We start from the raw sequence: 20,177 nt of genomic DNA, 5'->3' as shown, positions 1-20,177 counted from the left end.
GGAAACGATAAGAAACATAAAAAAATTACTGTACATCAAAACGTCAAGATAAAGGGTCTAATGAAAATTAGGCCCTTTTGACTTTAAACTAAAGCATAACATACCGCTACCCTTTTAGTACCAATAAAGATTGTGATTGATTTAATAACTACTGCTTTCTCCTTGATTTCAACTAACAATGGACTAGTCAGACAACTAACTTCTGTATCTCCAGAGCCATCAATTTTTATAGAATACCTACCAATGGAAAGCCATAAACTTAAATTTTAACAAAAATGCGTGCTCTGTAAAATGCTAGCAAGATCAAAAAAACAAGTGTAAAATTACCTGTTGTCAAAATGAGTTGTTTATAAGTTGGTAGCATATTTTCTAGACCATAAGTCAAGGAATGTACGACAGATCTAAAATTGATCATCTCCCCTAAAAAATAAGCAACGATTGAATTCATGCCATAAATCTTCAGCCATTGGAAAGGCTTCAAAACTTTTTTCAGGTCGATAATATAGTAAAACACAGCCATCATCAAAAAGCAGATCCCTCCAGAAAAGAGCGTCATACTACTTGTCCAGATCCGTTTTATAATCGGCATCTGTAAACTCCATAATAATCCGATCGCCAGACAAACAACCCCCGTCAAAACTAAATGCCAAAAAACACGTTTCGGGTTAGTCTTTATCCCAATTTTCATCATCTTCCCAGCAAGACACCCCATCATAACGGTTACCGAAAAAGTTAAACTGCTCCATATCCAGCTGTAATCGTATTGATCAGAAAAAATAGCATTTCCATTCTTCCAGTACGCACCATCCATAAATCCGCGCAAAAGCATTCGATCCACTTTAATCGCAAAATTCGACTGCGCCGAATAATCCCCGTCCAATAAAAAAGGTATAGCATATACGATTAGTAATACTATAGCGATCATAACGACCTTACGAATCCCCAGATTCAGGTATAGAACTGCCGTTACGACATAGCCCATCGCAATCGCCTGTAACGTATTGGAATATAATTTAAACTGTTGCCAGTCCCAGGACAATAGATTCCCCTGCATCACCATACCTAAGATCCATAAGATTAAGAACCGTTTGAAAATATGACGGTAGATCGGCCCGGTAGGTAACCCTTTTTTATTATCCAAAGAAAACGGAATTGTTATCCCTGTCATAAATAAAAACAGGGGCATAACCAGGTCCCAAAAACGAAACCCCATCCATATTTCATGATCAAATTGACGCAATAAACTATGGTAATAAATATTATCCCAAACCTGTCCGACACCAATTAAAATAGGTTGCAGACCAACGAGTAAGAAAAGATCAAACCCACGAAGTACATCTAACGATTCTAAACGATTTGATTTATTTGAAAGCATATCCATCCCATTATTTAATTTATCGATTTTATTTCTTTCAGATCCGTCTTGACATCTTTTTTAGACATTTTTTCAATTTCAATCACCGCATCTGCACCCCCAAAATCGTTATTTCTAACGGTAACATTTTTAGCGCCTATCAATTGGATTTCAGCTCGCTTGTCGCCCGATTTCATAAAATTTGTCCTCACAATCTTATTATTATTAAACAACAATCCATCTGTACTTTTTACCGACAAGACCGGATAATCATAGACTTTGAAGTGGTTATTTTCTATTTTAATATTCTTATGCACCCAATAATTACGTAAAAATGCACTGTTTTGCGGAGAGACCTGAATGATATAATTTCCTGGATAAGAATTATAAGCGCAATTTTCAAATAAATTATTTTCAATCGTAACATCCTGTACCGGACCAGATTCAAACCAACCCAATGCATCATTTTCAATTAAAATGGCGTGCATACCAATGCCTATAAAAGCATTATTTTCGATGATAACTTTTTTACGGGTTGTCACCAGAATTCCTCTCGTATTGGTTCTTTCAAAACGAGAATTTCTGATCGTTACCGCAGGTGTAGCCGTTATATTCTCCAGAAATGTACCCACTTGAACAGCTTTAGAAATGGGTTTATCCAATTCGACCAGCATCTCCCTTTCAGAAACAAGCGAAGCTTTTTTTATAATGCCATCATTAAAAACCTGAAGCGTTGCCGGCTGTACAAATCCGACTGTATCTCCTTCATGAAATGCCATAAACCCATAACTTTGACCATGCATAAATCGAAGCTTCAATGCCGTTGGCGATACCATTTCAACCACTTTTAAATGTGTTCCATGCACATTGATGGGGTCATCATGCATACCTTTAAAACGGCAATTATCAACGATAACTTCCCCTTTACAACCAGAAAAATGCATACCGTCGGCAGAAGAAGCCATCACGCGGCCACTATGCATAGCAGGTTCGACATATACATGATCGTAATGTAGATTTTCAGAAAACTGCGAGACAATACCTAATCCCTGCATATAATGCATATAAACATGATCCAGCGCAATATCCTTCGACTCATAGACCAATGCCCCCACATAATCGCGATAAGTATCCCGAACCGTTAAGATATCACCAGATTTCCCCTTAAACTTCGAAAAATCACCGGTGAATTTCACTTTTAAAGGTGCAATGATCTGGGCTTTACTATTTCTAAAAGGTATCCAGCTGCTGTATACATTAATACCCTTTACCGTATCCACCAATATTGCGTGGAAGTTTTTGCTCACCCATTTTTCTCCGTACCATGCTAAGGTATTATCGATAATATCAAATTTAGCATCAGGATGCACATTTCCGATCACATATTGAGAAGTTGCCTCCACAATAGTAAGTTCAGACATACCAGGTCGCTCATAATCGATTTTAACATTTTGAATCCGGATATTTTCACAGTTGTCCAAAATCCAGGAAATCATTTTTCCATGAAAGATAAAAGTAGCATTGTTGCCTTCGATGGTGATGTTTTTCATTCCCTTTAAGTAAAGACCTGCCCGTTGCTTCTTGGACGGATATTCTTCCTCAGTAGATGTATTGCTAATATAGTAAACATGCTCTTCCGCTTGATCTGGCCAAAAATCATATCTCCCTTCCGGAAAATTAATCACCGAACTCGTTTCATTGCGAGCAGCCTCTATAGCCTTACGTACTGCAGATGTCGCATCCGAGAAACTATTAGGTATAGCACCATATTCGGTTACGTCGATCTTCTTTTGTGCTTGGAGTACATTATTGAAAAATAGCGTAATCACCAGCAATAAATAACTTGTTTTCATATCATTAAGCCTATTTAAATTAAAACAAATCCATTAAAAAAAACGTATCCTTGGTCATAGGCCAAGGATACGATCACTACATATTATTGCGCCATACAAGCGTCCGACTTATTTAAATGATGTGGTACCACCACCTTTTAATGTCAGTTCCATTTTAAGATTGGTTTTCCATTTTCCTCTTGTAAAATCAGGTACATCAATTGAGTTAGAGCGCTTTTTAACCGATTGCTCACTTAATGGTGCAATTGCACTCCATAACGCAGCATCATAAACGTCTTGATCGAGCGGTAAACCATTACGCAGACAATCAATTAACCGCCAATCCATCATCATATCCATACCGCCATGTCCACCTATTTTTTTTGCCATCTCCCCCACTTTCTGTACGATTTCAGGTCTAAATTGTTCTTCCAAACGTTTCATTTCATCAGGAGAGATCCAATCATGTCCAAAAGCAATCCGCTCCGGTTCCGGCCATTTTTGTGCAATGCCCTTTGTACCAGAAATCTGATGGATACGTGAGTACGGTCTTGGGCTAGACACATCGTGCTCCACTACAATTGTGCGACCTTGATAGGTTTTGATAGTCGTCACATTCATATTACCACGATAAGTATGTTTTGCAAAAGGCTCATAGAATGGATCTTTCGCCGCCAATGATTTAGCAAGAGGTTCCATACTGAAATCTTTTGAAGACATGGACGACAAATATTCCATTTTATCACCTCTATTGATATCCATGATCTGACAGATCGGTCCCAACCCATGGGTTGGATAAAGATTACCATTCTTAAAATTTTCCTTTAACCGCCACATATCGTAATAACTGTTCTTTCCAAAATTTTCATGGAGCAGATCATGTATATAAGCACCTTCACCATGGATAATCTCTCCGAAAATCCCCTGTCTAGCCATATTTAAAGTCATCAGCTCAAAAAAATCATAGCAGCAGTTTTCGAGCATCATGCAATGCTTTTGATATTTCTCCGATGTCTCCACCAATTCCCAACAATCATCCACTGTCGTGGCAGCAGGCACTTCGATCGCCACATGTTTATCTGCTTTCATCGCATAATTCGCAATTTTCGCATGTAAAGACCAAGGTGTACAGATATAAACCAGATCGATGTCCTGTCGATCACAGAGCTCTTTCCATGCTTCTTCCTTATCCGCGTATACCGCAGGCTTTTTACTACCTTTTACTCCATTGGCAGATTTTTCAGCATAGCTTCTTCTGATATCACAGATGGCATTAATTTCCACACCTTGAATATGGTCAATCCGGTAAACAGCAGATGCACCCCTATTTCCCACGCCAATAAATCCAATGCGCACCACATCAAGCTTTGGCGCAGCAAAACCACACATATTGCTCTGCGATTTTAAGTTTTGTACCGCAGCATCAGTCCAAGTTTCCTCAGCGGGATTAGCCATTAACTTATTTCCCATTATCCCTAAACTTGTCAAACCTGCCAAGCGGATAAAATCTCTACGAGAAGTTTCCATTATCGTTTTTTAAAAAGTATTTCTTAATTATTTCTTAAATGAAACGACCCTGATTGTCCATGTTTTAGCATTCCCATTTGCCGCTGTAACCTGGTACTGCCATTCCTTGGTTAGATCTACCGGATCACCTAATTTAGGTGCACCACTTATGGGAGCAATTTTTGCGGCGGTCGATATATCCATATACATCCACAAATAATTCTGCATCAGCTTATTGCGGACTTCCTCCGTAAAAGTACCAGACGCTTGCGGTACCTCAATAGACAATTCGATCGTATTGCTATTTGCTAAGACATTCTTCTGCACATTCAGTCGCTGATAAGCGACCACCGGTTTATCATTCAATATTTTACCACTTTCATAGCGGTATTCGACGTAAACATTATCAATATTATTCACATCCCAGCTTTCATACTCCGGCAATCCCTTTTTAAGACAACCGTTCAGTAGCACCAGGATCATAGCTGCGAAGCCTATTATCTGTATTCTTTTCATTTTCATTATCTTTAATCATTAAAACTTACCAACCTGGATTCTGAAGACCAAAATTTGGATTACGATCCAGAAAAGATTGCGCTATAGGAAACAGATATCTTCTCGAAGCATCAAATTCACGTACGTTATTCGACGAAAAGAAAGCTCCCGATACAATTGAAAAATGTTTTCTATCCTTACTCATATCCATCACCTGTGGAAGGGCCGTCAATTCAGGAATTGTAGCACCCGAAGCTAAACCATGATTGGCATTGCCCCCATATCTCCCCCATCTCAACAAACTCCAGTAGTAGTCATTTTCTAAAACAAGATCCACTCTTCGCTCCCTTTTATAATCTGTCCACGCTGTGGCTAGATCTGACAGTTTCGCGGGTGGCAGTTGACCATGGGTAACCCGTGTCTGATTCAACAACTCAACCGCTTTCGGTAAATTTTGCTGTAACAGGTGAGCTTCGGCCATATTAAGATATACCCGTCCCAAACGCGTAGACACATAGTGATAATCCGTTGGCACACCGACGTAGATGCGCGGGTTAACATTATTGTACACCCCTTTTCGCCAATACATATTCGTCAACGAAGTATAATAAGCCTGACCGTTCAATTTCATCCAGCGCCCCGCATTTCCTTTCACATCCGTTGTTAATGTTTCGCCATATAAAACTGCTGAAGAGTCACTCAATACACTGGCATTCCAACGAGCATCCCTACTTGCATTCGTTATTTTCCAGATGGTCTCTGTTTTACCGGGCTTGATCGACCCCCGTTTCACTTCCGACTCACCCGCTGCTTTTGGTATCAGCGATGTCGCAATTGTTGCCTGTTCATCCACCGCATTTTTATACTGCGAAGTTTCATACCAGCGCACAGCTTTCTGTTTATCTTGATCGTCTATCACTAAATAATCATCGGTCAGATTCATCGAAGGTCCATGATCACCCCAGGCTTCAAAAATGCGGATAGAAGATTTTAGTAATGGAGTAGCCCCCGCTAACTTGATATTATCATTATTCAGATTTGGGATCATCACCTGCATCGGTGTTCCATCGCAGGTTGTATTGATCGCTTTACGGTAAACCCCAAAAATAATTTCGTTTGAATTCGGTTTCACTTCGTTGAACATCGCCCCGTATTCGGCCTCCAATTGATATCCGCCAGACTTCACAATCTCACCATATTGGATCACTTTCGCCAATAAAGGATTGTTTGGTGCCACCGTATTAGCCTGTGGATAACCTTCATAAGCAAGCGCCTGTAAACAGACCTCCGTTAACATTGCCGCCGCGACATATTTATTAGCTCTACCGTTTATTTTTGCAGTTGCAAGTCCTTCAACGGCATCTTCCAGATCTTTAATAATATAACCATAAGATTCCGTCGGATTTTTTGTCGCCGGCAGCATAAGCTCATCATTTGGTGTCAGTACCTTATCGATCCAAACAATCCGGCCAATTCTTCTTGCTACATGGTAATAAGACATCGCTCTTAAAAACTTTGCTTCCGCGATCAATTCTTTCTTATCTGCCTCGCTAATCCCTGCAGATGCACCGACATTCTGAATAATCAAGTTACAGCGACGTACATTTGCCCAGTTATTAAACCCCATATCTGACGTTCGGTCCAACCGTTCTGTAAATACATTTGCCGCACCATTATAGGTGCCATCCATGCTGATCAGATTCATGGTCCAGGCATCCGTTGCAGGACCGCCGTTAAAATTATTCATGATACCGTAAGTGCCGAAAATAAACGTCTCGGCATTGGCACGATTTGTCCAAATAACTTCCTCTCCCACTTTATCAAAAGGCTGTGTATCCAGCACATCCTTACATGAGTTTAAGGATAAAGTCAAAATGAATAAAGCAGCCGATATATAGGTAATCTTTTTATTATTTTTCATATACATTAAACTTAAAATCCAACATTTACACCAATAGAAATTGTACGCTGAATCGGGTAATTTTCATTATTTTGATCCGATTCCGGATCCACAAAATATTTCTTCGTATTCGAAATGGTCAGCAGATTGGTACCACTCGCAAAAACCCGGAATTGTTTAAATTTTGTATTCTTCAGCAACTGTGATTTTAGGTCATAGCCCAATTGAAAATATTTTAAGCGTACAAAACGAGACGGTAATATCCAAAAATCACTACTCACAAAGTTATTACCGCCATTGACGCCAGAGGTAGATACCTGCCTTGGGAACAGCGCATCGGTATTGTCTGTACGCCAGTAGTCCTGTTGAAATCCGTAAATAAGCATATTATCAGGATTACTGCCCTGCATTATTCCACCTAAATAGCGATCCCTGTTACCAGAACCCATTATTACTGCAGACAGTGACCAAGCTTTATATCCAAGATCGATTGTTGTACCATAATTGATTCTAGGGAATGAGGCATTACCGATACGGGTCTGATCATTGCCATCAATTTTACCATCGCCGTTAAAATCTTGGTAGCGCAAATCACCGGCAATCACATTGATCGAACTGATCCGTCGGGCACCATACAATAAATCTGCATTATCCTGATAAAACCCTTGACTGGTATATCCCGTTGCAACCCCCAGATTAAGCGTTCCGGATTCCCTTGTATATGGATTTTTAAGCGCTGCATCATCCTCTCCGGGATTACGTTCCCACAGTTGGTTGAAATAAGTAAAGTTAACACCTAGTTTATATGAAAAATCACCTTTCTTGTCATTCCAGGTCAGATTAAACTCCGCTCCATGTCTACGCATCGCTCCCGGATCAAAGTTTATTGGAGGAAGCCCAATACCTAAGGTGGCAGCATAACGTGTATCTGCTACCACATACCCAGTGGTACGTTTATAGAAATAATCAAATGAACCACTTAAACGACTATTAAGTGAACTGAAATCCAATCCGATATTTCGTTCGCGGATACTATACCAAGAAAACATCGTACTTGGAAGGCTCCCCGGCTCAGAAGTTCCCTGCACCGGTCGGTCATTGACCACCCATGTATTTGCATTGATGGAGTATCCTGGTACATATGAAAACGGCGTAATTCCTTCTGCACTACCTACCAGACCATAAGAACCTCTTATCTTCAAATAATTCAAGACATTACGCTCTTTCAGCTCTTTAAAATAATTTTCTTCAGACAAGGCATAACCACCTGAAAAGGCATAAAATGTACCCCATTGTTTTTGTTTTGGAAAAAGATCCAGCCCATCATAACGCAAGGATGCATCTACGAAATACTTAGCATCATAATTGTAAGATAAACGCCCCACATAACCCGCACGTCCACTTTCAGATTCCGAACCACTGGCCAGTTGGTTTACTGTAGGTCCTGCCACAAATTGATCAAACAATATTTGATATTGCTGACGTGTTGCCGATACCGAGCTGCCTAAATTTTTAGCCTGTTCATATACTCCAGTAAAATCCACATTATGCTTACCAAACTGTCGGTTATAAAGCAAATAACCCTGTAATAACAGTGTACTTCCATCACCACGCGTTGCGGTTAGATTCGGTGGATTTCCCAATATGGGTGTTTTACTGCCATTCGCATAAGAGGGAGCAGTCAAGTTCCATGATTTATTTTTTGAATTCCACATGTTATAGTTTCCATTGGCCTTCAAGGTCAATCCTTCTAAAAAAGGAGCTGTATATTCTAAGGAAAGAATACCATTAAAAATCCTCGAATTGGACTTATAATATCCCGACTGGTCTGATAGTTCTACCGCAGGATTGTCCGTTGTATTTGCCGAAGGAAGTCCAAATTCATTATAGGCAAGCTGTGAAGATTTTCTTTGCTGAATGTGCTGAAAGAATGCGCCATAAGAAGAAGCCGTAGACGAACTCGGAAGTATATTGTCTTCTACGTAACCATCCAATCCCGTAGTCACTTTCAAGTTCACCTCCTTAAAGTTACTCACCGTATTCAAACGATAGGTAATACGCTTATTATGGTTATTATCTGTCCGCAGGTTACTGTTTTGATTATAGTAAGATCCCGAAGCAAAATAAGTCAATTTTTCAGTTCCAGAAGTGACAGACAAATCGTGTCGCTGTTCGGAAGCAAAATCCTTCATTCCAACTTTTCTCCAGTCGGTATTTGGATACTCAAATGGCTTTTCCTGTGTTCTGTAAAATTCCAGAATATTTTCTGGAGTAGGTATCTGTAAACCCTCAAAATTGTATACATCATTGATCGTTTTCAAATTCTCATAAGAACTCAATTTTTCAGGAAAAATAGTCGGTTGAGAAATCGTTTCATTAAACGTATAGTTGATATCCATCTGCCCATCCCTACCCTTTTTTGTGGTTACCAAAATAACGCCATTTCCACCTTGTGCACCGTAAAGCGCTGTAGCGGCAGCATCTTTTAATACCGAGTAACTTTGGATATCACCAGGGTTGATATTCACAAAATCATTAGCAGAACGAATCACATTATCGATTACATACAGCGGCGTACCCGCACCACGAATAGAGACCGAGCTTTTAGCTCCTGGAGCACCCGAACTACTGGTCACTATAACACCCTGTATACGACCTGCAATACCATCATTGATAGACTGAACCGGTAATTTAGCGACATTATCGATATCTAAGGTACTGATAGAACTGTTGATATTCTTACGGTTACTATTACCATAACCAACCACGATAACCTCATCCAAAGCCGCGACATCGCGAACCATATTAATCAATAATTCATTTTGACCAGCTTTCACCTCTTGGGTGAAAAAACCTATATATTTAATTACAATGGTCGCATTTGGTTTACAGTCCGTCAATGTAAAAAAGCCATTTTCGTCTGTTGTCGTACCATTTAAGGTTCCCTTTTCAAGTACCGTAGCACCGGCTATCGGCTCTCCTTCTTCATTGACGATTTTACCTTTTACGGTCACTTTCTGTACAGATAAATCTTTCTGTGGTAACAAATAGATCATACCGTTCTTGATTTTATAAGAAATGGCATATCTATTTTTTAACACATTAAGTGCTTCCTCTAAGTTTACATTTCTAAAATCAGCATCAACAGTACCAACAGATTCTATAAAATCAACATTATAAAAAATATCATGATTTGACTGCTGTTTAATTTGTTCCAGAACTTCTGCTAATGGCGCATTTTTCAGATGTAGATTTATTTTTTGGGAATACGCAGCTCCATAAGAGGTTAAAGTTCCCAAAAGTGTTAACATGGCGATTAATTTCATAATCAGTAAGTCATACATAATTGGTCTATGCTTAAATTTTAGGCAATAGACCACATAATACAATTTCTTGTATAGAATTTTTAAATTCATACTTTTGTAAGGTTAGGTTATAAGATTCGTTTTTTAATTTCCTGGCATTATCGGATGTGCTGGTACCACATCCGATTCCTTTTTTTAATCGTGTTTGTTTTTTATCATAATCATATTTTAAAAGTTAATTGGTTATTTATTAATTTTATTTTAAGGCCACCTACTTCATTTAGAACTTCCACAACCTCTTCAATCGTAAGTTCTTGGGGAATTGTCCCTTGAAAGCGTAGGTCGGGCACAGTATCCCAGTCCACCTCCACGTTATACCAACGCGTCAGATCTTTCAGCATAATTTTTAACGGCGTATTGTTATAAATAAACTTGCCTGTCGTCCAACCCAATATTTCATCATGATCAACAATTGCTTGCTGCTTTATTTGCATGTGATTTTTCTCGATATCCAGCTGCTCCCCAGGTCTAAGCATACGTTCTGATCCAATACGGTCGCCTTCTAGCACCTTTACAGATACTTTACCTTCAAATAATGCTGTAGAAACTGCTTCTTCATCTAAATAATTGCGCACATTAAATTTCGTTCCAAACACCTGGATTAATTGATTTGGTGTCTTCACCAGAAATCGCTTTTCTTTATTATGAGCTACTTCAAAATATCCTTCCCCAACGAGTTCAGTCCCTCTATTATCCTCAGAAAAGATCATTGGAAATTTAAACTGCGACATTGAATTGATCAGGGCTACACTACCATCTGCCAATAATACTTCCATGTGCTTACCCTTAGGAACATCAAGACTTACCCATTCTATACCCTTTTCTTCAGTTCCCTTTTTAGTGTTAACTTGGATTTTATCGACTGCTAATTGCTCGATCCGGGCTTCTTGATTTTCATAGAGGAGTTTTGGACCATGGGCTATTGTATCTAAATAGACCACATCACCATTGGCAAACAAAAGCTTCGATTGAATAGATTTTTTTTCTGATAAGCTTGTAGTAAAAGAAGAGACTCCATGTGCTTTTAAGAAAAATTTATACATAGGAACTGAACTTGCAAGTAACATGCAAGCTGCAGCATAAGAAATCCATCTGATATTTTTTTTGAAGAATCCTTTTTCTTCGGAACGGTTTATCTGTTTGCTTAAATAGGCATCTGTTTTCAAAAATGATTGACGCATTTTGAATTGAAAATCAAGATCATCACTTAAGTCATGCGACCAGTTCGATTCGATGAGTTTTTTTAACTCTCCTTCATATTGGTCGTCAGCAAAATACCCAAACAAAAGATCCAACTCTTGCTCAGTACATTCTTTCCGCAAAAATTTTGCGAATAATTGGTTTAGTTCTTTTTCAGACAATGGTTTATTGTTATTGATTGTACCTAATACGAATCGTAACGAAAAACCAATTACTTAAAAATGTAAAAAAATAAAATTAATGTGTAATAATCTGATTTCCAATTCTTTTTTATTATACGAGATGCCTTAACAATATGACTATTTACTGTAGCAATCGAAATATTGAGCAGTTTAGAGACATCTTCATAACTTCTTCCTTCCAATTTACAAAGAATATATACTTGACGGCATTTTTCAGGAACCTGTTCTAATATTTTATCTAAATAAGCTTGAGTTTCTTTAAGATCGAGGGCATTCTCCGTATCATTCCCAGAGGTTTTTATGTAATAGGTCTTAAACATATCTAATTTCTTTCTATTAGCAGTTAACTGCCTCAAATGATCATAAACCAGGTTTTGAGCAATCATATAGAGATAAGATTTAAAGGATTTATCAGGATCCAGTCTGTCTCTTTGATTCCAGATTCGAACAAACACATCCTGAAAGATTTCCTGGCTCAACTCGTGCGATTTTATCAACTTAAAAATAGCGGTATAGATTAAGGGTCTATAACGATGATATAAGTCTTCAAAAGCTTCAGTACTCCCTTCAATTAGCTCCTTAACCCTTTTCCTTTCCTCTACTGGTTGCATTTTATTGATTAATAATTAGGTATGTATAATAATTAAGGTCAAAATTATCATAAAATTTAGAAAAACAAAATTACTTAAGAAATCCCTCCCCAGAAAGTTATTATCATTTTTAAATACAAAAAGATAAGTGTTGTTTAAACATTAGATTTACGGAATCAGTTGTTATAATATCGTATGATCGAACAGTAACGTGATGACAAATAAATAAAAGAGCGTAGGCCTGTCATTTCAAATTATAAATGGATAGATTATTGTATATAATAGTATCACAAATAATTTTTATATGAACCTTTTTAAATGACTGGTGTTATATAACTGAAAAACTATAGCAAACCTGCTTTATAAAGGCAGAAAATAAATCGACGTAGTACAGTAGAAAATCCAAATGCACCCAAAACTTTTGGATGACGAAACAAAAAAGAGGAAACGATAAGAAACATAAAAAAAAATTACTGTACATCAAAACGTCAAGATAAAGGGTCTAATGAGAATTAGGCCCTTTTGCCTTTAAACTAAAGGGTAACATACTGCTATCCTTTCGTACAAATAAAGCTTGTCATTGATAGATTGATCAATGTTCTGATTGATAACAAAGGTGGGTAAAAGAAAGTTTGAGACCGCTAATACTTCAAAGATTTCCAAAAAATATGAAATGATAAAAATCATTACAACAGTAAAATTGATAATGAGAAAGTCAGTAAAGGTTTATTGGTTTTGCAAGCTATTTATTGGTCAGTAGCAATGTTGGTGATTGCAGCAAATCTATTGCTTAAGTAATTGCTTTTTCTAATTCTTCTCTATTGTCTTCACCCCATTTTGCGGTGGATTTTATTATAGGAATTAATGACTCGCCCAATTTAGTTAAACCATATTCAACTTTAGGAGGTTTTACATCATAGATTTTCTTGGTAAGAATTCCGTGGTGCACAAGTTGATTTAATTGATTTTCCAAGACTCTCCTTGATGCATTCGGTATTTTTCTTTGTAGATCACTCGGTCGAATAATACCGTTATAAATACTCCAGATCAAGCTAATTTTCCACTTTCCGTTTATAACCTCCATAAATAAATGAAGCCCACATTCTACTGTAACAGGTATTTTTCTTTCATACATAGCAAATCATTTTTCAAACAAATATAATAATAATGATACGGACAAATTTATCCGTACTTGACTGAGTTGCTTAATGCCTTTACTTTTGAAAAAAAAGAATGATGATGAAATATAAATTATTTGGTTCAAAAACAGGTTTATACGCTAGTGAGATTATTTTGGGAGCTGCAAATTTTGGTACTCGTAAAGGATATGGAGCAAGTCCCGATGAATCGAAAAAAATACTTGCGGCATATCAAGAAGCGGGAGGCAATTTTATTGATATTTCTGATCTTTATCAATTTGGTGAAGCAGAAGAAATAGTAGGCGAATTTTTGAAAGGTCAGCGCAATAATTTTATTGTCTGTTCAAAATACACAAAAAGTAGTGAAATGAAGCCTGCAATAAGCAATTATGGGAATCATCGTAAATCGATGAAGCAAGCTGTAGAAGCAAGCCTAAAGCGATTGAAAACGGATTATATTGATATTTACATGCCACATTTTGATGATGGAGTAACGCCATTAGATGAAATTGTAAGAGGTTTAGAAGATCTCGAAAAAGAAGGGAAAATTTTATACACCGGCTTAACCAATTTCCCTGCCTGGAAAGCCGCAGCTATTGGAAGCTCGACAAAATTAACCGCACTCCAAATCGAATATAACCTGTTGCAACGAACAGCTGACCGCGAATTAATTCCTATGGCACAGGAATTTGGATTGGGAATTATGATGTATTCGCCAATGGCAGGTGGTTTGCTAACTGGAAAATATAGAACCGGAGAATCGGGACGTATCACCATGGGACAAGATTCCAATTATAAAGAAGATGAAAAAACAAAAGCAATAATTGATGAACTGATTTTAATTTCAAAAGAAGTTGATGCAACACCCGGCCAGGTTGCGTTTGCCTGGGTTTTATCAAAAGATACTTTCCCTTTGATTGGCGCGCGTAAAATTTCGCATTTTGAAGACAGCTTAAAGGCAACTACCATACGCTTAACCGAACAACATCTTGCAACATTGGATAAATTAAGTGCTATATCATTGGGATATCCGCACGATCTACTGGCGACAGTGAGAAGTTCAAAGTAAAACATAGCCAAATTAAAACCATAAATAATGGAATTACAACTTTAAAGTAGAGACAGATCTATGCTGCATAAATCTGTGAAAGTATAAAAAAACATTATTTTTATCTGAGCGGGTTCATAACATACTTGACATCAAAAAATTCGATTAGGCGTTGTTACAATTTTTAAATAAATTTGTGATAACAATCATATCATATGACAGCACGCCCTATCTTAAAGGATCAGACAACAGAATTTCGTACCACAGAACGTTTATCATTCAGAAGGACGATGGAGGAACACCGGGATGATGTCTATAATTCTTTATTTGATTATTTTCGCAATTATACGAAATTCGTGCTCTCCCCACTGGACCAAACGCTGATTAGAGCTGCTTTCAAACTAAAAAAAGTACGTCGCCGTCAGTTTCTTGTTCAAGAAGGAGACGTTTGCAAATACATTTGTTATGTGATCTCCGGAGCTTTACGGATTTATTCCGTAAACGAACGCGGGCAGGAAGCAGTTGTAGCATTTGCTCTAGAGGGGAATTGGATATCGGACTGGGAAAGCGTAGTAACACAGAGCCCTAGCCGATACTATATAGATGCAGTCGAAAACTCGGAGATCTTGCAGATATCACCTGCAGAATTGCATCTTCTGGAGGCAGAGGTTCCAGCGATAAAGGAGTTTCTTCGGCTTGAGCAACGATTAGTAGCGGTTACAACACAAAAACGAATACATGCTGCTATCAGTATGAATGCTGAAGAAAGATACTTGGACCTGTTGGAGCACCATCCGGAATATTTTCAAAAATTCTCACAAAACATGATTGCTTCCTATCTGGGGATTAAGCCTGCGACCCTTAGCCGACTCAGAAAGCGCTGAGCTGCCTTTGAATTCTGATGTTAGTTTGTAATCGGTAACCGGTTAGCAATTCTCCCCTATTTTGTCAGCCCGTCTGCAAAAGTACTGTTATGATTTAGCATGCATGACCATCAATTCTGAAAATTAGTCAAATGATCTTTTTTACCACCCATTATTATATTTTTTGATAAAAGTCAAAAAATAGCAATTTACATCCTACGACCTTTGTGATAATCAAAATCGATAAAAATGAAAACAGTATTAATTACCGGGGCAAATAAAGGGATTGGCTTCGAATCAGCACGTCAGTTATTAAAAAAAGGATTTCATGTTTTTTTAGGCAGCCGAAATATCAACAACGGTCTGAAAGCCGCCGAACAGCTACAAGCAGAAGGGCTAATCCACGTTGAGGCTGTTCAGATTGACGTTACTAACGAGGACTCAATCAATGCTGCCCGCAAAGAAATCGGAAACAAAGTTGGCACATTAGATGTACTGATCAACAACGCAGGAATCAGTGGAATTGCTATCGACAGCGCAGGGCATATGGTTCCTCAGACAGCCATAGATACCGATATAGCAGTTTACCAGAAGGTCTATGACACCAACGTGTACGGGCCAGCAAGGGTTATCAAAGCATTTATTGATCTTTTAAAAAATTCTCCGGAACCACGGATCGTTAACCTGAGCTCAAGTCAAGGTTCTCTTACCCTACACAGTGATCCCAACTACCTATACTACGATGTAAAAGGTGTCGTATACCTTTCTTCAAAGGCCGCCCTGAATATGTATACGGTAAACCTTGCTTACGAGTTACGGGATACACACTTTAAAGTGAATGCAGTTAGCCCAGGATATACCTCTACAGACTTCACCGGCAAGAACGGCGGTTCGGTTGAGGTGGCAGCCAAGCGTGTTATTAAATATGCTTTGATTGGCCAAGATGGGCCAACTGGAAAATTTTTCTGTGAAGAGACAAATCCAGCTGGAACCGGTGAAATTCCCTGGTAGAACTAAAATAAGATGCTGCGTCCAGAGATCAGCATCTTATTTTACAACAAAAAACACTTGATAAATGAGTTTAGTAGAGCGCTTAAAGACATGCTTATGTTTGAAGATAATAAAGGTTTAGTTTTCATCGTGGATATCAGCGGATATTCACAATTCATCAGAGAAATAAGTCCACCACAGGGGATTTCGATTATTCGCCATTTATTAAAAGGAATAATTAAATGTAACTTTCTATCTTTTAAAATTTCAGAAATAGAAGGAGATGCTATTTTGTTTTATCATTTAGGGACACCACCTTCAGTAAAGGACATTTTAAAGCAATTTGGCCATATGCGTAATTCCTTTAAAAAAAACCTTCGCCATTATTATTTGAAATTCCCCAACATTAAACACCTAGATCTGAAAGCAATAGCTCACTACGGTAATTTAGTTGAATTTAGAATAAATCGCTTTTATAAGCTCTATGGTAATATCCTGGTAGATGCACATCGATTATTAAAGAATAGTGTACCTTCTCATGCCTATGTGCTATTAACTACTGATTATTTAGAACAGATGAGCAACTTCCCCATAGATTATAGTAATACATATGGCACATATCAATGTGATATCTATGACGTCGGATCACTTTGCTACACGTATTTTCCTTATAACGATGCAAACTGAAGTAAGAACGTTTTGACTACCTGAATCAAAGAACCCAATAGTTGCCCTGAAGACTTACCATTTTTGTAAGCTTCCCAGTTTTTCAAACAACTTATAATTAGTATGTAAGTTAATTCTAAACCCTTTATACAGTGCAACTTCATAATAGACTTGCTGCTCATTTAAAAAAGAGAAAAATGGTTAATTCCTATTATACCGTCGCACAATTCCTAGCATTCTACTAGTCACCTAACAACTACCTGATGTCGGAATTACTGCACCTTACATACATAACGGAATTTTAAACAATCACATAGGTTATCTTAAATTTATATAAATCTGCCATGCATATGATCTACCCGGCACGTGAACAAATAGCCAATAATTGGTTCTATCAGGTGACCAATCCACTACTTAAAAAATTGGATCTTTCATCTGATGACGAGAACAGTACTTTCTTATTTTTGAATGCCATTACTGCCATTTGATACCATATGGCAGGTCATGAAAAAATTACCAAGATAATGAAGGATTGAGAGCCCTCCTCATAATTAAAGTGCTCAATAGAGCGCTTTAATTATACTATTGCGTTCCTTTCGAAAGATCTACAATTGTGCCAACAGGAAATAATGCTCTAAACACAGTCCCGATAAATGGTCTTGCTATAAATATTTGAAGTGGAAAAGCAACGATAAAGTTGAAGCATATATTTCTACCCCAAGCCAAGATGGTTTCTAACGTAAATCCGTGCATCAAAATGCTTCCATATAAAGACATTGAAATCACCATACCTGTTACCAAGCAAAAAGCCGTAACCAAGCCTTTTTTCATTTCTGATTCATCTTTACCTACTAATTTTGACGCAATTCGAAATGCTACGGGAGCTACGAAAAACCATTCTATCAAGAAAGCTACTAAAAAAGTCAGGGGAAACATCAGCCAGATATTTTTTATTCCAACCATTGAAAACCCTTCATGTAAAACGACATTATAAGTTGTCATAGCGATGACCATAAATACAACCATCAGGAAAGTATAAACTATTTTTTCTTTTTTGTTTATTGGCATTTTATTCATTCTATTTTGAAATTATGATTTGAGCAATTTTATTTAATGAGGTTAATGCAGTGAAAAGTTCATCTAATTCTTCCGCTGTCAACAAATCTCTTTTTAATGCAAAATGCTGCTCCATGCTCTCTTCCAACTGATTAGCGAGATCAACTCCTTTATCAGTTAAATGCAAACGAATCAACCGCCGATCCGATTCTGATCTTACCCTTTCCACTAATCCAAGATCAACTAGTTTGTCAACTGATTGCGAGAAAGGCCCCTTTTCAAGCCCAATACTTCGCGAAATCGATACCATCGAGAGATTCACCGAGTTTTTAATCGTCATTAATATCCTTTCCTGCGTGAGATTTACTATAGAAAGTTCCTTTGGTAAATGATAATCTTTAAAAAAAGCATATTTAATTAAATCTGCATGATTCAGCTCTGTCGATATTTTTCTCATCGCACCAACTTTATTAGTTATAAATATAATGGTTACAAATATAACTATTATATTTAAAATATAATATATTTGTCAAATATTTCACGATATATTGTTATTTAACAAGTTTATCGAATAATAGGATGAAAATAAGTCCTCACTATGAAGTTTTAAAATTCGATAGAGCTTGTTATTAAAGGTGAAATAGCATTAAGGAATGCAACCTTGAGTTATGGATTCGTGTTTGTTTTTTTGGCATCCATGGTCTCCCTCCGGTCGGCTTTTGATTACTTTTTTCATCAAGGAAAACCTCGAAGAGAATCTTGAGTGCCAATAAAATCAAATCCTTAACGAAAAAAAGTAATTTCCTGTCACGGCATGAGTGACAACATTTAAATCCATTCTCTCCAAGCTGAGAAAGCAAAGCGGAAAGGATTTCTTCTATAATTCCAGTCAAGTCAATGAACATCAACCGTTAACTTTATACATCAATAATAAGCCTTGGACTCAGGCATTGGAGATGCTGTTGGCCAAACAAACATTAACCAATAGTATTCGAGGTAATAATGTATTGATACAGCGAAAAGATGCCGACACGGAAAATCAGACAAGAACGCTATCCCTACAAAAACAAACACTAAAGGGGATTGTAACAAACAGTACAATCACTCCCATGGCTGGCGTTACTGTCCAACTGATCGGTACCACACTCGATATAGCGACTAACGACCGCGGCGAGTTTCAGTTTGATCAGGCGCCTCTTTCGGAGGAACTCCGTATTAATTTCATCGGATATCAGGAACGACGAATATCTTATCAAGGATCATCCTTATTACAAATTACACTGATCGAAGAAGTGAAAACGATTGATGAAGTAGTTTTGATAGGTTATGGTGTTCAAAAGAAATCGGATCTTACAGGAGCTGTCTCCGCTGTACAGGCTAAAGATTTCACACAAGGTGCTAATACTAATGCCCTGCAGCTACTGAATGGTAAAGCTCCCGGCGTCACCATTAGTCAAACGAATTCTGCTCCAGGAGCCGGCACAAAAATTCAAGTTCGTGGAGCAGGATCGATCAATAGCAGCAATGATACACTCATTGTTGTAGATGGATTACTAAGTATTGACCCCAGTAGTTTAAGCCCCGATGATATCGAATCAATTGATATCCTAAAAGACGCCTCCCCTGCTGCAATATACGGAACTCGAGCAGCAAGCGGTGTTGTACTGATTACCACAAAAAAGTTAAATCAGGTATAACAATCACTAAATATGATAGTTACGTAGGAGTTCAAAATGTCGCTAAAAAATTATATGTACTCAATGGAATCAGATAAAAAAACAATGCATGGACTAGTTTTTTAAATTCAATAAAACAATAAACAGTGGTATCTACCTATAGTTGCAGGATTAAGTGTAGGTATCCCCATGAATCTAGGTTAGTTATAGACAATAAAGAAATCGGTAAACTCATATCCTTAGCTAGGTTATCAATTTTATATATCCAACCTTCCAAACTAATTTAACGTAACCGAAATGCCCCAAAATAGTGAA

The 20,177-nt window shown here is 37.6% G+C and carries 17 protein-coding genes; 6 read left to right on the top strand and 11 right to left on the bottom strand.

Annotation, left to right across the window (positions count from 1 at the left end; translation table 11 throughout):
* Positions 1–259: 259 nt before the first annotated feature.
* From JAZ75_RS15185 to JAZ75_RS15145, 9 genes are all read right to left on the bottom strand, one after another.
* Positions 260–1,381 (bottom strand): acyltransferase family protein, encoded by a 1,122-nt coding sequence (locus JAZ75_RS15185; protein ID WP_208696441.1) that lies wholly within the window; start codon positions 1,379–1,381, stop codon positions 260–262.
* 8 nt (positions 1,382–1,389) lie between these two features.
* The gene (locus JAZ75_RS15180; RefSeq protein WP_208696439.1) at positions 1,390–3,207 is read right to left on the bottom strand and encodes a right-handed parallel beta-helix repeat-containing protein; all 1,818 of its coding nucleotides are present in this window, start codon (positions 3,205–3,207) and stop codon (positions 1,390–1,392) included.
* A 108-nt stretch (positions 3,208–3,315) separates the two neighbouring features.
* Positions 3,316–4,713, bottom strand: coding sequence for a Gfo/Idh/MocA family protein (locus JAZ75_RS15175; RefSeq protein ID WP_208696437.1), 1,398 nt, complete (start codon positions 4,711–4,713; stop codon positions 3,316–3,318).
* A 27-nt stretch (positions 4,714–4,740) separates the two neighbouring features.
* Positions 4,741–5,208, bottom strand: coding sequence for a DUF5018-related domain-containing protein (locus tag JAZ75_RS15170; RefSeq protein WP_208696435.1), 468 nt, complete (start codon positions 5,206–5,208; stop codon positions 4,741–4,743).
* 25 nt (positions 5,209–5,233) lie between these two features.
* Positions 5,234–7,108 carry a RagB/SusD family nutrient uptake outer membrane protein gene (locus tag JAZ75_RS15165; protein WP_208696434.1) on the bottom strand — a complete coding sequence of 625 codons (1,875 nt, stop codon included), beginning with the start codon at positions 7,106–7,108 and terminating at the stop codon, positions 5,234–5,236.
* An 11-nt stretch (positions 7,109–7,119) separates the two neighbouring features.
* Positions 7,120–10,413 carry a SusC/RagA family TonB-linked outer membrane protein gene (locus JAZ75_RS15160; RefSeq protein WP_208696432.1) on the bottom strand — a complete coding sequence of 1,098 codons (3,294 nt, stop codon included), beginning with the start codon at positions 10,411–10,413 and terminating at the stop codon, positions 7,120–7,122.
* Positions 10,414–10,613: 200 nt separating this feature from the next.
* Positions 10,614–11,813 (bottom strand): FecR family protein, encoded by a 1,200-nt coding sequence (locus tag JAZ75_RS15155; RefSeq protein WP_208696430.1) that lies wholly within the window; start codon positions 11,811–11,813, stop codon positions 10,614–10,616.
* Positions 11,814–11,863: 50 nt separating this feature from the next.
* Positions 11,864–12,445: an RNA polymerase sigma factor gene (locus tag JAZ75_RS15150; protein WP_208696427.1), complete on the bottom strand. Its 582-nt coding sequence runs from the start codon at positions 12,443–12,445 to the stop codon at positions 11,864–11,866.
* Positions 12,446–13,214: 769 nt separating this feature from the next.
* A complete protein-coding gene (locus tag JAZ75_RS15145; protein ID WP_045754038.1) occupies positions 13,215–13,559 on the bottom strand; it encodes a winged helix-turn-helix transcriptional regulator in 345 nt (114 codons plus the stop codon).
* A 98-nt stretch (positions 13,560–13,657) separates the two neighbouring features.
* On the opposite strand from JAZ75_RS15145, the gene JAZ75_RS15140 reads away from it, so the two are divergent.
* The 5 genes from JAZ75_RS15140 to JAZ75_RS15120 all read left to right on the top strand — a co-directional run bounded on the left by JAZ75_RS15140 (position 13,658) and on the right by JAZ75_RS15120 (position 17,618).
* Positions 13,658–14,632, top strand: coding sequence for an aldo/keto reductase (locus JAZ75_RS15140; protein WP_232789212.1), 975 nt, complete (start codon positions 13,658–13,660; stop codon positions 14,630–14,632).
* 194 nt (positions 14,633–14,826) lie between these two features.
* On the top strand, positions 14,827–15,495 hold the full coding sequence (locus JAZ75_RS15135; RefSeq protein ID WP_084405328.1) for a Crp/Fnr family transcriptional regulator: 669 nt from the start codon (positions 14,827–14,829) through the stop codon (positions 15,493–15,495).
* 228 nt (positions 15,496–15,723) lie between these two features.
* Positions 15,724–16,485 carry an SDR family oxidoreductase gene (locus JAZ75_RS15130; protein ID WP_021189081.1) on the top strand — a complete coding sequence of 254 codons (762 nt, stop codon included), beginning with the start codon at positions 15,724–15,726 and terminating at the stop codon, positions 16,483–16,485.
* 96 nt (positions 16,486–16,581) lie between these two features.
* Positions 16,582–17,151: a DUF2652 domain-containing protein gene (locus tag JAZ75_RS15125; RefSeq protein ID WP_208696425.1), complete on the top strand. Its 570-nt coding sequence runs from the start codon at positions 16,582–16,584 to the stop codon at positions 17,149–17,151.
* 323 nt (positions 17,152–17,474) lie between these two features.
* Positions 17,475–17,618 carry a hypothetical protein gene (locus tag JAZ75_RS15120; RefSeq protein ID WP_208696423.1) on the top strand — a complete coding sequence of 48 codons (144 nt, stop codon included), beginning with the start codon at positions 17,475–17,477 and terminating at the stop codon, positions 17,616–17,618.
* Between the two features lie 94 nt (positions 17,619–17,712).
* Here the strand turns inward: JAZ75_RS15120 and JAZ75_RS15115 are convergent, their stop codons facing one another.
* Positions 17,713–18,207, bottom strand: a complete 495-nt coding sequence (locus JAZ75_RS15115) for a DUF2798 domain-containing protein (protein WP_208696421.1) — start codon at positions 18,205–18,207, stop codon at positions 17,713–17,715.
* A 1-nt stretch (position 18,208) separates the two neighbouring features.
* Positions 18,209–18,643: a MarR family winged helix-turn-helix transcriptional regulator gene (locus JAZ75_RS15110; protein ID WP_208696419.1), complete on the bottom strand. Its 435-nt coding sequence runs from the start codon at positions 18,641–18,643 to the stop codon at positions 18,209–18,211.
* A 361-nt stretch (positions 18,644–19,004) separates the two neighbouring features.
* On the opposite strand from JAZ75_RS15110, the gene JAZ75_RS15105 reads away from it, so the two are divergent.
* Positions 19,005–19,883: a SusC/RagA family TonB-linked outer membrane protein gene (locus JAZ75_RS15105; RefSeq protein WP_208696417.1), complete on the top strand. Its 879-nt coding sequence runs from the start codon at positions 19,005–19,007 to the stop codon at positions 19,881–19,883.
* Positions 19,884–20,177 lie beyond the last annotated feature (294 nt).

This window comes from Sphingobacterium sp. UDSM-2020 (assembly GCF_016132525.1).
In the GTDB taxonomy this organism is placed as follows: domain Bacteria; phylum Bacteroidota; class Bacteroidia; order Sphingobacteriales; family Sphingobacteriaceae; genus Sphingobacterium; species Sphingobacterium anhuiense.
The sequence above is the reverse complement of the archived record's forward strand: the minus strand, read 5'-3'. Positions and strand labels throughout refer to the sequence as shown.